General features: G+C 73.1%; 12 protein-coding genes. 4 read left to right on the top strand and 8 right to left on the bottom strand.

What is annotated here, in order from left to right; all coding sequences use genetic code 11:
• Positions 1–141: 141 nt before the first annotated feature.
• Positions 142–744, bottom strand: coding sequence for a uridine kinase family protein (locus ACZ6EG_RS13655; protein WP_391970119.1), 603 nt, complete (start codon positions 742–744; stop codon positions 142–144).
• Positions 745–936: 192 nt separating this feature from the next.
• Between ACZ6EG_RS13655 and ACZ6EG_RS13650 the strand changes: the two genes are divergently transcribed.
• Positions 937–1,350: a hypothetical protein gene (locus tag ACZ6EG_RS13650; protein ID WP_391969815.1), complete on the top strand. Its 414-nt coding sequence runs from the start codon at positions 937–939 to the stop codon at positions 1,348–1,350.
• Between the two features lie 99 nt (positions 1,351–1,449).
• On the opposite strand, the gene ACZ6EG_RS13645 is transcribed toward ACZ6EG_RS13650, so the two are convergent.
• From ACZ6EG_RS13645 to deoC, 3 genes are read right to left on the bottom strand one after another with little or no spacing between them, the layout of a single operon-like run.
• Complete coding sequence (locus ACZ6EG_RS13645; protein WP_469604361.1) at positions 1,450–2,367, bottom strand: aldehyde dehydrogenase family protein; 918 nt, start codon at positions 2,365–2,367, stop codon at positions 1,450–1,452.
• Entirely contained in the window at positions 2,360–3,796 is a 1,437-nt protein-coding gene (locus tag ACZ6EG_RS13640) for an aldehyde dehydrogenase family protein (protein WP_391969813.1), read from the bottom strand. The genes ACZ6EG_RS13645 and ACZ6EG_RS13640 overlap by 8 nt, the downstream gene beginning before the upstream one ends.
• Positions 3,797–3,801: 5 nt before the next feature.
• On the bottom strand, positions 3,802–4,773 hold the full coding sequence (gene deoC, locus ACZ6EG_RS13635) for a deoxyribose-phosphate aldolase (RefSeq protein WP_469604359.1): 972 nt from the start codon (positions 4,771–4,773) through the stop codon (positions 3,802–3,804).
• Positions 4,774–4,880: 107 nt separating this feature from the next.
• Between deoC and ACZ6EG_RS13630 the strand changes: the two genes are divergently transcribed.
• Complete coding sequence (locus tag ACZ6EG_RS13630) at positions 4,881–5,576, top strand: PH domain-containing protein (RefSeq protein WP_391969811.1); 696 nt, start codon at positions 4,881–4,883, stop codon at positions 5,574–5,576.
• 55 nt (positions 5,577–5,631) lie between these two features.
• Here the strand turns inward: ACZ6EG_RS13630 and ACZ6EG_RS13625 are convergent, their stop codons facing one another.
• The 4 genes from ACZ6EG_RS13625 to ACZ6EG_RS13610 form a co-directional block, all read right to left on the bottom strand.
• The gene (locus tag ACZ6EG_RS13625; protein WP_391969810.1) at positions 5,632–6,873 is read right to left on the bottom strand and encodes a hypothetical protein; all 1,242 of its coding nucleotides are present in this window, start codon (positions 6,871–6,873) and stop codon (positions 5,632–5,634) included.
• Positions 6,874–7,094: 221 nt separating this feature from the next.
• Positions 7,095–8,726, bottom strand: a complete 1,632-nt coding sequence (locus ACZ6EG_RS13620) for a phospho-sugar mutase (protein WP_391969809.1) — start codon at positions 8,724–8,726, stop codon at positions 7,095–7,097.
• Between the two features lie 362 nt (positions 8,727–9,088).
• Entirely contained in the window at positions 9,089–9,913 is an 825-nt protein-coding gene (locus tag ACZ6EG_RS13615) for a purine-nucleoside phosphorylase (protein ID WP_391969808.1), read from the bottom strand.
• Positions 9,914–10,005: 92 nt separating this feature from the next.
• Positions 10,006–10,443 carry a gamma-glutamylcyclotransferase family protein gene (locus ACZ6EG_RS13610; RefSeq protein ID WP_391969807.1) on the bottom strand — a complete coding sequence of 146 codons (438 nt, stop codon included), beginning with the start codon at positions 10,441–10,443 and terminating at the stop codon, positions 10,006–10,008.
• Positions 10,444–10,526: 83 nt separating this feature from the next.
• On the opposite strand from ACZ6EG_RS13610, the gene ACZ6EG_RS13605 reads away from it, so the two are divergent.
• The gene (locus ACZ6EG_RS13605; RefSeq protein WP_356612948.1) at positions 10,527–11,975 is read left to right on the top strand and encodes an NAD(P)H-quinone dehydrogenase; all 1,449 of its coding nucleotides are present in this window, start codon (positions 10,527–10,529) and stop codon (positions 11,973–11,975) included.
• A gap of 218 nt (positions 11,976–12,193) precedes the next feature.
• Entirely contained in the window at positions 12,194–13,186 is a 993-nt protein-coding gene (locus ACZ6EG_RS13600) for a DeoR/GlpR family DNA-binding transcription regulator (RefSeq protein WP_391969806.1), read from the top strand.
• Positions 13,187–13,374 lie beyond the last annotated feature (188 nt).

Genomic DNA, 13,374 nt, shown 5'->3' with positions numbered 1-13,374 from the left:
ACACCGGGGGGACACCCCGGGGGGACACGGGGGAACGGGGAACACGGGGGAAGCACGGGGGAGCAGGAAGAGAGCGGGGCTGGAGGGCCGGGGGGTCCGTCCAGTCCCGCTCTCGCGTGCGCGGGGTGTCCGAGGCGCGTGCTACGCCGCTGTACGCACCGCCGGACACCGGCCGGCCGCCGCGGCGGTCAGCCGGCCCATCGCCTCGTCCCGGTCGCAGGCGTGGGCGCCCAGCGCCGTCTGCCGGGCGATGACCGACCGCTCCTGCCGCATCAGCCGCCAGCCGCGGCGCAGCAGGAAGGGCACGGACTTGCGGCTCTCCCTCAGGTCCCGCAGGAAGCGGCGGCGGAAGGTCGTCAGCGGCCCCCGGCTCAGGCAGAGGGCGTCGGCCAGCACGCCCAGGTCCCGGCAGCGGGAGACGAGTTCGGCGGCGAAGATGCCCTCCGCGAGGAACAGCGGGGCCCGCCCGATGTCGATCGCCGACTCACCGGTGCGGGCGCTGAGCGAGAGGTCGTAGACGGGCACCTGGGTACGGCCCGCGCGGCACAGCTCCGTGATGGCCGCGACGGCGGCGTCCGCGTCCCACGAGCCGGGGTGGTCCCAGTCGATGTCGGAACTCCGCGGCACCAGCGGCAGCGTCGGGTCGGTGCCCTCCTTGTAGAAGTCGTCGAGGCGCAGCACCGGAAGGCCGGCGCGGGCGGCGAGGAGGGACTTGCCGGAGCCGGAGGGGCCGCAGAGCAGCACGACTCGCGTCGGTATGGGCGGATGGGTGGTCACGGGACACCAGTCTGAGGCATCGGCCGCCCGCCGTACGACCCCGCGGGCCGACTTTGGAACGCGCGTCACACGTCGGTCGCGGTGTGCGGTGACCTGATCACCGTCCGCACGGTTAGCACGGTAGTCCGTAGCAACCCACACCAAGAGGTGGTAGCAGCGATGGCCCGACACGCGTCCCCCCGCACCCCGCACGCTCCGCACGCCCAGCGCGCCCTGGTCGCCCTCGCGACCGCCGGGGCGGCCCTGGCCGCGGGTGCCGCGACGGCCTCCGCGGACGGCGGTGAGGCGATCGGCGGCCTGGCGCACACCCGTCCGTCCTCCCTGGGGAACATCGACCCGCAGGCGGGCCTCCAGGCCGTGACCGGCACGGTCGGTTTCGTCACCGGCCCGGTCGCGGACCTCAAGCCCAACCCGCTGGCCGGCACCGGTGTGGACCCGCTGGACAACGGCGTTGGCACGAAGGTCGCCGACTTCCAGCCGCTCACCTCGACGGCACTGACCGGTCCGGTGGCGCAGGCGCAGTCGCTGGGCGGTGTGCCGGTGGTCGGCCAGGCGACGCAGCTGCTGCGCTGACGGCCGTCCCCCGTGCGCGAAGAACCGCGCCTTCCCCGGACGGAGGGAAGACGCGGCTCGCTCGTGGGTGCCCCGCCGTGCTGCGGGGCCTTTGGTGTCTCAGTACGACGAGCCGGACGCGCCCAGCGCGCCCGTCGGGTGCCAGACCGTCTTGGTCTCCAGGAACGCCGTCATGCGGTCGGTGCCCGGCGTCGCGGACCAGTCGGCTCCGTCCACAGGCTGTGGACGGAGGACGCGCTTCAGGTTGTCCGCCGCCGCGATCTCCAGCTCCTTCGCCAGCGTCTCGTCGGCGCCCGTGAGGTCGATCGCGTTGACGTCCTGGTGCGCGGCGAGGGGGGCCGCGATCTCCGCCGTACGGCCGGACAGGACGTTGACCACGCCACCGGGGAGGTCGGAGGTGGCCAGCACCTCGCCCAGGGAGAGGGCCGGGAGCGGGGACCTCTCGCTCGCGATCACGACCGCCGTGTTGCCCGTCGCGATCACCGGGGCGACGACCGAGACCAGGCCCAGGAACGACGACTCCTGCGGGGCCAGGACGGCGACGACGCCCGTCGGCTCCGGGGAGGACAGGTTGAAGAAGGGGCCCGCGACCGGGTTGCCGCCGCCGACCACCTGGGCGATCTTGTCGGTCCAGCCCGCGTACCAGACCCAGCGGTCGATCGCCGCGTCGACCTGGGCCGCCGCCGCCTTCGACCTCGACAGGCCCTCCGCGGCGGCCACCTCCGCCACGTACTGGTCGCGGCGGCCCTCCAGCATCTCGGCGACGCGGTAGAGGATCTGGCCGCGGTTGTACGCCGTCGCGCCGGACCAGCCGCCGAACGCCTTGCGCGCGGCGACCACCGCGTCGCGGGCGTCCTTGCGGGAGGAGAACGGGGCGTTCGCCAGCCACGTGCCCTTAGCGTCTGTCACCTCGTACACCCGGCCGCTCTCGGAACGCGGGAACTTGCCGCCCACGTACAGCTTGTAGGTCTTGAAGACCGAGAGTCGCGGTCCGGTCTTTTCGGTCTTCTCAGACATCGAGGTACGCCTCCAGGCCGTGGCGGCCGCCCTCGCGGCCGAAGCCCGACTCCTTGTAGCCGCCGAACGGCGAGGTCGGATCGAACTTGTTGAACGTGTTGGACCAGATCACGCCCGCGCGGAGCTTGCCCGCGACCGCCAGGATGCGCGAGCCCTTCTCCGTCCAGATGCCCGCCGAGAGGCCGTACGGCGTGTTGTTGGCCTTGGCGACCGCCTCGTCGGGCGTGCGGAAGGTGAGGACGGACAGGACCGGGCCGAAGATCTCGTCGCGGGCCACCGTGTGCGCCTGGGTGACGTTGGTGAAGAGCGTCGGGGCGAACCAGTAGCCGGAGGTCGGCAGTTCGCAGGCCGGGGACCAGCGCTCGGCACCCTCCGCCTCGCCCTGGTCGGCCAGCGCGGTGATCCGGGCCAGCTGCTCGGCGGAGTTGATCGCGCCGATGTCGGTGTTCTTGTCCAGCGGGTCGCCCAGGCGCAGGGTGGTCAGCCGGCGCTTGAGGGAGTCCAGCAGCTCGTCGTGGATCGACTCCTGGACCAGCAGGCGCGAGCCCGCGCAGCAGACCTGGCCCTGGTTGAAGAAGATGCCGCTGACGATGCCCTCGACGGCCTGGTCGATGGGGGCGTCGTCGAAGACGATGTTGGCGCCCTTGCCGCCCAGCTCCAGGGTGAGCTTCTTGCGGGTGCCCGCGACCGTGCGCGCGATCTGCTTGCCGACGGCCGTCGAGCCGGTGAAGGCGACCTTGTTCACGTCGGGGTGGGCGATCAGCGCCGCGCCGGTGCGGCCGTCACCGGTGAGGATGTTGACGACGCCCCTGGGCAGGCCCGCCTGACGGCAGATGTCCGCGAAGAACAGGGCGGACAGGGGGGTCGTCTCGGCGGGCTTCAGCACCACCGTGTTGCCGGTGGCGAGCGCCGGGGCGATCTTCCACGCCAGCATCAGGAGCGGGAAGTTCCACGGGATGACCTGGCCGGCGACGCCGAGGGGGCGCGGGTTCGCCCCGTAGCCGGCGTGGTCGAGCTTGTCGGCCCAGCCCGCGTAGTAGAAGAAGTGCGCGGCGACCAGGGGGAGGTCCGCGTCGCGGGTCTCCTTGATCGGCTTGCCGTTGTCGAGGGTCTCCAGGACGGCCAGCTCGCGGCTGCGCTCCTGGATGATGCGGGCGATGCGGAAGAGGTACTTAGCGCGCTCGGAGCCGGGGAGCGCCGACCACTTCTCGAAGGCCTTGCGGGCGGCCCGGACGGCGCGGTCGACGTCCGCCTCGCCGGCCTCGGCGACCTCGGAGAGGACCTCCTCGGTGGACGGGGAGACGGTCTTGAAGACCTTGCCGTCGGCCGCCTCGGCGAACTCGCCGTCGATGAAGAGGCCGTACGACGGCGCGATGTCGACGACCGCACGGGACTCGGGCGCCGGCGCGTACTCGAAAACAGGTGCCATGGTGATCAGTCCACCGTCACGTAGTCGGGGCCGGAGTAGCGGCCGGTGGCCAGCTTCTGACGCTGCATCAGCAGGTCGTTCAGGAGCGAGGAGGCGCCGAAGCGGAACCAGTGGTTGTCCAGCCAGTCCTCGCCCGCGGTCTCGTTGACCAGGACCAGGAACTTGATCGCGTCCTTGGCGGTGCGGATGCCGCCGGCCGGCTTCACGCCGACCTGGACGCCGGTCTGCGCGCGGAAGTCGCGCACCGCCTCCAGCATCAGGAGGGTGTTGGACGGCGTCGCGTTCACCGCGACCTTGCCGGTGGACGTCTTGATGAAGTCGGCGCCCGCCAGCATGCCGAGCCAGCTCGCGCGGCGGATGTTGTCGTACGTCGACAGCTCGCCGGTCTCGAAGATGACCTTGAGGCGGGCCGACGTCCCGCAGGCCTCCTTCACGGCGACGATCTCGTCGTACACCTTCATGTAGTGCCCCGCGAGGAACGCCCCGCGGTCGATGACCATGTCGACCTCGTCCGCGCCCGCCGCCACGGCCTCGCGCACGTCGGCCAGCTTGACGGCGAGGGACGCGCGGCCCGCCGGGAAGGCGGTGGCGACCGAGGCGACCTTCACGTCGGAGCCGGCGACGGCCTCCCTGGCGGCGGGCACCATGTCGGGGTACACGCAGACGGCCGCCGTCGCGGGGGCCGTGCGGTCGGTCGGGTCGGGGCGGACCGCCTTGGCGCCGAGCGCCCGGACCTTGCCCGGGGTGTCCGCGCCTTCCAGCGTCGTCAGGTCGACCATCGAGATCGCGAGGTCGAGGGCGTACGCCTTCGCGGTGGTCTTGATCGAACGGGTGCCGAGCGAGGCGGCGCGCGCCTCCAGGCCGACCGTGTCGACGCCGGGCAGCCCGTGGAGGAAGCGGCGCAGCGTGCTGTCGGACGCGGTGACGTCGGCGAGTCCGTGTGCGGGTGCAGCGGATGCAGTGGTGGGCATGGTCACCAGGCGAGCATATCTACGCGCGTAGCGGCTGTACAGCCCCGTGCCTCCGTTCCGCGCAGTGACACCGCCCATGAGCGCCGCGCGGGCCGTCGGGCACAATCGGCACCATGACGACCCCGGAGTCCCAGTCACCACCGCCGCAGCCGCCGGTACCCGTGTCCAAGGACCGGATCTACCGTTCGCCCGCGGGCCTCGCCGGCGGCGTCCTGCTGCTCGCCCTCGCTCTGTGGCTCGGCATCGACGCCTTGGTCGCGGGGGAGGGGCGCACGCCCTGGACCGCGCTCGCGGTGCTGCTCTTCCTCGCGCCGCTCATCGCCGCCTACACCGTGCGGCCCGCGGTCTTCGCCAACGACGACCGGCTGCGCGTGCGCAACCCGTTCCGCGTGATCGTGCTGCCCTGGGGGCAGGTCGCGTCCTTCCGGTCGAGTTACTCCAACGAGGTCTTCACCGAGTCCGGCGACAAGTACCAGCTCTGGTCCATCCCCGTCTCCCTGCGTGGCCGGAAGAAGGCCGCACGGCAGGAGGCACGGCGGGCCTCCGGGGGCGGACGCGGACGCGGTGGCCTGCTCGGGGGCCTCGGCGGGGGCGGGGCGCGGGCCGACGTCGCCGCTCCGGGCGCCGTCGTCGAGGGGCCGGTGCGGGCGGAGACCGACAAGGTCATGGACGAACTGCGGGAGCTGTTGGAGGCGCGGAAGCCGGCCAACACCTCGCAGGGCGAGGTGACGGTGCGGTGGGCCTACGAGATCCTCGCGCCGGTGGCCGCCGGGGTGGTACTGCTCGCCGTGCTGCTGGGGACCGGCTGACCGGACGCGGGGCGCGGTGGCTTCGACGGTGCGGCCTCGTGGTGTCGCGGGGTGTTCACGGGGCCGCTGACCAGGCCACCAGCATGTACCCGCCGCAGTACGCCGACCCCAGCACCGCCGCCGACAGCGCCAGCGCGCGGTGGCGCCGTGAGGCGCGGGACAGGTGCACGGCCAGCGGCAGCAGCAGCGGGAAGGCGGGGAGCAGGAAGCGCGCCCGCGGGAAGTACACGCCTCCGCTGCCCAGGACGATCGCCAGCATGACCCCCGTGAAGACCAGCAGCGCGGCGGGCTGGCGGTCCCACGCGGACAGGCCGAACAGCACCACCGAACCGAGCAGCGTGAGCGTCACCATCACCAGGAACAGGTGCGGTGTCGGGTCGCGCCACAACAGCCACCGGATCTGGTGCAGCGTCCGCAGGCCGCCGTCCAGCTCGTTGTACCAGAGCCGCTGTACGGCGAAGTAGCCGTCCCAGCGGCCCAGGCGCAGGCCCACCCAGGCGAGGTACGCGCACCAGCCGAGCGGCGCCAGGGCCGCCGCCGCCAGGACGCGGGGCAGGAGCGCGCGGTGACGGGCCAGGTGCAGCAGCGCCGTCACCGTGACCGCCGCCGCCACCGCGATGCCGGTCGGACGGGTCAGCCCCGCCAGCGTGGCGAAGCCCGCCGCACACAGCCAGCGTTCCGTCAGCACCGCGTACAGCGCCCACGCCGCGCAGGCCGTGAACAGGGACTCCGTGTACCCCATCCACTGCACCGCGCCGACCGGGAACGCAGCCCACAGCGTGGTGAGCAGCACGCCGACGCGGCGGCCGTGCAGCCGGTCGCCCACCGCGAAGATGCCCCACGCGGCGACCAGCGAGGCGACGACCGCGAGACCCAGGCCCGTCGAGGCGCGGCTGCCGGGGGTGAGGACCGCGACCGCCTTGACCAGGACCGGGTAGAGCGGGAAGAACGCCAGGTTGTTGGCGTTGGGAGTGGTGCCGAGTTCGCGGGCGTAGCCGTGCTCGGCGATGCCGAGGTACCAGTCGGAGTCCCACTGGGCGGCCAGGTTCACCCAGAGGTCCTGGTGGCGGCGGGGCGCCCAGACGGCGAGCACCAGCAGGCCCGTGAGGCGCACGGCCAGGTAGGCGCCGAGGGCGGGCGCGGCGTGCTGCGCGGCGCTCAGGAGGCGTCGGGCGTGGGCTCGGGCACGGTCGCGGGCGCCGCCTCGCGGTGACGGTGCGGTGGGGACCGCCGGACGGGGGCGGCGGGTGCCGGGGATGTGTCCGCTGGGGGTGGTCTTGGGCGCGGTCGAGGACACGGCGGCTCCCTGGGTGGCTCTCGGCGGTGCGGTTTCCGGTCCACCGTTGCCCGGAGGGGAGCCAGGTAGGGGGAGGGTGGGTCAACCGCATGCCGGAAATCACCCGATGGGGTGCCGCCGGGTGGGGTGCCGCGTCCGGCCTGTGGGGGGTGCAGGTCCGTGGTGACAGCCGGGGCGGTCCTGGTGGCTGCCACCTCGTGCGTGGCAGCCACCCCGGTTCGTCAGATGCCCGCCGCCGCGGAGAGGTCTCGCTTGAGGGCCGTCAGCAGGGCGTCGGCATGGGCGCGCGCCTCCGGGAGGGCGGAGTGACCGGCGACCGGGACCACCACCTCCAGGTAGCACTTCAGCTTCGGCTCCGTACCGCTCGGGCGGACGATCACCCGCGCGCCGTCCAGCGTGTAGCGCAGGCCGTCCGTGGGCGGCAGGCTCTCCGTGCCCCGCGTGAGGTCCTCCGCGCGCGTGACGGGCAGGCCCGCGAGGCGGGTCGGGGGCTGCTCGCGCAGGCGGTGCATCGCGGCCGCGATGACGGAGAGGTCCTCCACGCGGACCGAGAGCTGGTCGGTGGCGTGCAGGCCGTGCTCCACGGCCAGGTCGTCGAGGAGGTCCAGGAGCGTGCGGCCCTTCTCCTTGAGGGCGGAGGCCAGCTCCGTGATCAGGAGGGCCGCGGTGATGCCGTCCTTGTCGCGGACGCCCTCCGGGTCGACGCAGTAGCCGAGGGCCTCCTCGTAGCCGTAGCGCAGGCCCTCGACGCGGGCGATCCACTTGAAGCCGGTGAGGGTCTCCTCGTACGGGAGCCCCGCCTTCCCGGCGATGCGGCCGAGGAGGGAGGAGGAGACGATCGACTCCGCGAACGTGCCCCGCGCGCCGCGGGTGACCAGGTGCGCGGCGAGGAGGGCGCCGACCTCGTCGCCGCGGAGCATGCGCCAGTCGCCGCCGGAGGGGACGGCCACCGCGCAGCGGTCCGCGTCCGGGTCGTTGGCGATGACCAGGTCGGGCTCGGTCTCGCGGGCCCGCGCGAAGGACAGGTCCATCGCACCGGGCTCCTCCGGGTTGGGGAAGGCGACGGTGGGGAAGTCCGGGTCGGGCTCGGCCTGCTCCGTGACGAGGACGGGCTCCGGGAAGCCGGCCCGGGCGAAGGCGGCCAGGAGGGTGTCCTTGCCGACGCCGTGCATCGCGGTGTAGACGGTGCGGGCGGTGCGGGGGGAGCCGGCGGAGAGGACCGCGTCCGTGCGGGCGAGGTAGGCGTCCAGGACGGAGTCGTCGAGGGTCTGCCAGCCGGTGGTGGGGCGGGGGACGTCGTCGAGGGAGCGCACGGCGTCGATCTCGGCGGCGATCCCGGCGTCGGCGGGGGGCACGATCTGGGAGCCGTCGCCCAGGTACACCTTGTAGCCGTTGTCGCGGGGCGGGTTGTGGCTGGCGGTCACCTCGACGCCCGCGACGGCGCCGAGGTGCCGGATGGCGAAGGCGAGGACGGGGGTGGGGAGGGGGCGGGGGAGGACGGCCGCGCGGAGGCCGGCGCCGGTCATGACGGCGGCGGTGTCGCGGGCGAAGTCCTCGGACTTGTGGCGGGCGTCGTAGCCGATGACGACGAGACCGTCGGGGTGGCCCTGGCCCTTCAGGTACGCGGCGAGGCCGGCGGCGGCGCGGATGACGACCGAGCGGTTCATGCGCAGGGGGCCGGCGCCGAGTTCGCCGCGGAGGCCCGCGGTGCCGAACTGGAGGGTGCCGGAGAAGCGTGCGGTGAGTTCGGCGTGGTCCTCGGCGTCGATGAGCGCGGCGAGTTCCGCGCGGGTGTCCGCGTCGGGGTCCTCGGCCAGCCATGCCTTGGCGCGTGCGAGGAGGTCGTCGTGCACGTCGGTCAGCCTCTCGTGTCTGCGGGGGCCTGCGGCGCCTTTGCGGGGGTGCCTGCGGCGGCCTCGGGGGGTTCGGTGGGGGCGCGGGTGCCTGCGGGTGCCTCGGCGGGGTGCCTGCGGCGGCCTGTGCGGGTTCGGTGGGGGCGTGCGTTGCGCGTGCGGTGGTCTGTGGGTCGGGGCCGTGCCGGGGGGCGTTCGTTGACGGGCCAACCGCTGCGGGCGGACACCCCCCGGCCCGGCCCCTTCTCGCCGTACGCGGCTGCGGGTGCTCGCCCTCCCCGGGTCCGCTCCTTCTCGCCGTACGGGACCGCGGGGCGTCGCCTTCCCCGGCCCGCGCCGGGCGCGGGCCGGGGCGACCTTGGTCAGAGGCGGCCGAGGACCTGGGTCAGGAGGGAGCCCATCCGGGTGGCGGAGTCGCGGCCGGCCTGGAGGACCTCCTCGTGGTTGAGGGGTTCGCCCGTCATGCCCGCGGCGAGGTTGGTCACCAGGGAGATGCCCAGGACCTCCGCGCCGGCCTCGCGGGCCGCGATCGCCTCCAGGACCGTCGACATGCCCACCAGGTCCGCGCCGATCACGCGGGCCATGCGGATCTCGGCCGGCGTCTCGTAGTGCGGGCCGGGGAACTGGGCGTAGACGCCCTCCTCCAGCGTGGGGTCGACCTCCTTGCAGAGGGCGCGCAGGCGCGGGGAGTAGAGGTCGGTGAGGTCGACGAAGTTGGCGCCGACGATGGGGGAGGTGGCGGTGAGGTTGATGTGGTCGCTGATCAGGACCGGCTGGCCGGGGCGCATGCCCTCGCGCAGGCCGCCGCAGCCGTTGGTCAGGATGATGGTCTTGGCGCCGGCCGCGACGGCCGTGCGGACGCCGTGCGAGACGGCGGCCACGCCGTGGCCCTCGTAGTAGTGGGTGCGGCCCAGGAAGACCAGCGCGCGCTTGTCGCCGATGGAGTACGAGCGGACCTTGCCGCCGTGCCCCTCCACCGCCGGCTTGGGGAAGCCCGGCAGGTCGGTGACCTGGAGATCGGTCTCGGGGGCGCCCAGGGCGTCCACGGCCGGTGCCCAGCCGGAGCCCATCACGAGGGCGACGTCGTGGGTCTCGGCGCCGGTGAGTTCGCGCAGGCGGGCCGCGGCGGCGTCGGCGGCGGCGTACGGGTCGCCCTGGATGTCGTCCGGAAGAAGAGATGCGTTCACGCCGAAGAGGGTAGCCGGTTTACGCCTACGCGCGTAGATGACGGAGCTCACGGGATTGCGATTGTTGTTTTGTTGTTTCTGACGAGGGCGGCTCAGCAGGGGCGCTTGCGGAGTCCCATCACGTAGTCGTGGGGCGCGCCGGCCGACTCGGCGGCGTCCGCCACCTCGCCCAGGTAGCGGGCGGAGGGCAGGCCGCCCTCGTACGCGTTCAGCACGTACGTCCACGCGCCCTCCTCGCCCTCCAGGGTGTGGATGCGGACGCGGGTGCGGCGGTATATGTCCATGCCCACGCCCTCCCAGCGGTCGAGCGAGTCCTCGTCCATCGGGGCGATGTCGTAGAGGGAGACGAAGACCTGCGACATCGGGTCCTCGACGAGCGTCGCGAGGGCGCCCTCCCAGCCCATGTGCTCGCCCCCGAAGGTCAGCCGCCACCCGTTCAGCCAGCCGGTGGCGCGCAGCGGCGAGTGCGGGGCGCGGCGGGTCATCAACCGCGCGTCGAGGTTGCCGGCGTACGCGGCGTAGAGCGACATGGGGGAAGGGTACGGCAGCGGTGCGGCGTCACTCGTGTAACAGGTGTGCCCCCGGGCGGCCGCCCGTTGAAGGGTGCGGGACAATGGAGTACGTGACTCGGATCGTGATCATTGGCGGCGGACCCGGCGGATACGAAGCGGCGCTGGTGGCCGCCCAGCTCGGCGCGGAGGTGACCGTCGTCGACTGCGACGGCCTGGGCGGGGCGTCGGTGCTGACCGACTGCGTGCCGTCCAAGACCCTGATCGCCACGGCCGAGGTGATGACCACCTTCGACTCCTCGTACGAGGAACTGGGGATCATCGTCGCCGACGACACCCCGCCCATGGAGCAGGCGGCCCGGGTGGTCGGGGTCGACCTGGGGAAGGTCAACCGGCGGGTGAAGCGGCTCGCGCTGGCGCAGTCGCACGACATCACCGCTTCCGTGACGCGCGCGGGCGCGCGGGTCGTGCGCGGGCGCGGTCGGCTGGAGGGCATGCAGGCCCTGGACGGGTCGCGCAAGGTCGTGGTGCGCGCCGCCGACGGGAGCGAGGAGACGCTCACCGCGGACGCCGTGCTGATCGCCACCGGCGGGCACCCGCGGGAGCTGCCGGACGCGCGGCCCGACGGCGAGCGGATCCTGAACTGGACCCAGGTGTACGACCTGGACGAGCTTCCCGAAGAGCTGATCGTGGTCGGGTCCGGTGTGACCGGTGCCGAGTTCGCCGGCGCCTACCAGGCCCTCGGATCCAAGGTCACGCTCGTGTCGTCCCGCGACCGGGTGCTGCCCGGCGAGGACCCCGACGCCGCCGCCGTCCTGGAGGACGTGTTCCGGCGGCGCGGCATGAACGTCATGGCGCGGTCGCGGGCCCAGTCCGCCAAGCGGGTCGGCGACCGGGTCGAGGTGACCCTCTCCGACGGGCGGGTCATCACCGGGTCGCACTGCCTGATGGCCGTCGGCGCCATCCCCAACACCGAGGGGATGGGGCTGGAGGAGGCCGGGGTCCACCTCAAGGACTCCGGGCACATCCGCACCGACCGGGTGTCGCGCACCTCGGCCCCCGGTGTGTACGCCGCCGGTGACGTGACGGGCGTCTTCGCCCTCGCCTCGGTCGCCGCCATGCAGGGGCGCATCGCGATGTACCACTTCCTGGGCGACGCCGTGACCCCGCTGAACCTGAAGACGGTCTCGTCCAACGTCTTCACCGACCCCGAGATCGCCACGGTCGGCTACTCGCAGGCCGACGTCGACGCCGGCAAGATCGACGCCCGGGTCGTGAAGCTGCCGCTGCTGCGCAACCCCCGCGCCAAGATGCAGGGCATCCGGGACGGCTTCGTCAAGATCTTCTGCCGGCCGGGCACCGAGATCGTGGTGGGCGGGGTCGTGGTGGCGCCGCGGGCCTCGGAGCTGATCCACCCGATCTCGATCGCGGTCGACAACAACCTGACGGTCGAGCAGATCGCGAACGCCTTCACGGTGTACCCCTCGCTGTCGGGCTCGATCGCGGAGGTGGCGCGGCAGTTGCACTCCCGGAAGGGCGCCGGGGACGCGTAGCGTGTCCCATGGAGCGTCAAGTGGCGTGGATCGCTGGTGGGTTGAGGCCTGCGGCCGGAAGTCCACCGTCCGTGGTCACGGTGCGTCGCGGCGTGTGCGGGCGGCATAGTCGGCCGGAGTAGGCGCGTATACCACCTCCGGGTCTGCCATGCGAACAACTTCTGTTATTCGGCGCATACTGCTGAAAGCAGACGGTCGTTGGGGTTACTGTCAGTTTCGTGTTCGCTGCAGAACGTCGCCAATTGATCCTCGAAATGGTGCGAGCGAACGGAGCCGTGTCGCTCCGTGAGCTCGCCCGCGTCGTCCAGACCTCCGAAGTGACCGTACGGCGGGACGTGCGCGCACTGGAGGCAGAAGGACTCCTCGACCGCCGGCACGGCGGTGCGGTACTGCCGGGCGGATTCACGCGAGAATCCGGCTTTCCGCAGAAGTCCCATCTCGCGACCGCCGAGAAGACGGCCATCGCCGACCTCGCCGCGGGCTTCGTGGAAGAGGGCGAGGCCATCGTGGTCGGGGCCGGGACCACCACGCAGGAGCTGGCGCGCCGGCTCGCGCGGGTGCCCGGGCTGACCGTCGTCACCAACTCGCTGCTGGTGGCCCAGGCCCTCGCCCACGCCAACCGGGTCGAGGTCGTGATGACCGGTGGCACCCTCCGCGGGTCCAACTACGCGCTCGTCGGGTCGGGGGCCGAGCAGTCCCTCCAGGGGCTGCGCGTCTCCAAGGCCTTCCTGTCCGGGAGCGGGCTGACGGCGGAGCGGGGCCTGTCCACGTCCAACATGCTGTCGGCGTCGGTCGACCGCGCGCTGGTGCAGGCGGCCGCCGAGGTCGTCGTCCTCGCCGACCACTCCAAGCTGGGCACCGACACCATGTTCCAGACCGTGCCCACGGACGTCATCACCCGCCTGGTCACGGACGAGCCGCCCGCCCACGACGACCGTGCCGGTACCGAACTCCAGGCGCTGGCCGACCAGGGCGTGCAGATCGCGGTGGCGGGAGCGTCGGGGGGAGGGGCAGGGGCCCCGGGAGCGCCGGTGGCCCCGGTGGCGGGCGGTGAACCGGCCCCGGCGCGCCAGCAGCGCCGGGACGTGCCGCTCCCGGGGCCGCGCCGGCAGGTCCCGGGCGCCGCGGGGGGCCTGCGTTCGGCCACGGCCCTGGGGGAGCAGAACCCCGGAGCCGACCGGGCGCGGGTCGCGGATCTGCGCCGACGCTGAGCCATCGCGCGGTCCGTCGAGGCCCGGCACCGAACGGGGCGCCCGGCGGACCGGATGATCGGTCCGCCGGGCGCCCCGGTCGTGTCGTACGGCTCAGTCCTTGATCTCGCAGATCGCGGCGCCGGAGGTGACGGAGGCGCCGACTTCGGCGCCCAGGCCCTTGATGGTGCCGGCCTTGTGGGCGTTGA

This window comes from Streptomyces sp. NPDC041968 (genome assembly GCF_055589025.1).
This window is presented reverse-complemented; position numbering and strand designations above follow the sequence as displayed.

Coding starts and splice junctions, on each gene's coding strand:
- ACZ6EG_RS13650 (WP_391969815.1), top strand. CDS start 937: ATGGCCCGACACGCGTCCCCCCGCACCCCGCACGCTCCGCACGCCCAG.
- ACZ6EG_RS13645 (WP_469604361.1), bottom strand. CDS start 2,367: ATGTCTGAGAAGACCGAAAAGACCGGACCGCGACTCTCGGTCTTCAAG.
- ACZ6EG_RS13640 (WP_391969813.1), bottom strand. CDS start 3,796: ATGGCACCTGTTTTCGAGTACGCGCCGGCGCCCGAGTCCCGTGCGGTC.
- ACZ6EG_RS13630 (WP_391969811.1), top strand. CDS start 4,881: ATGACGACCCCGGAGTCCCAGTCACCACCGCCGCAGCCGCCGGTACCC.
- ACZ6EG_RS13610 (WP_391969807.1), bottom strand. CDS start 10,443: ATGTCGCTCTACGCCGCGTACGCCGGCAACCTCGACGCGCGGTTGATG.
- ACZ6EG_RS13605 (WP_356612948.1), top strand. CDS start 10,527: ATGGAGTACGTGACTCGGATCGTGATCATTGGCGGCGGACCCGGCGGA.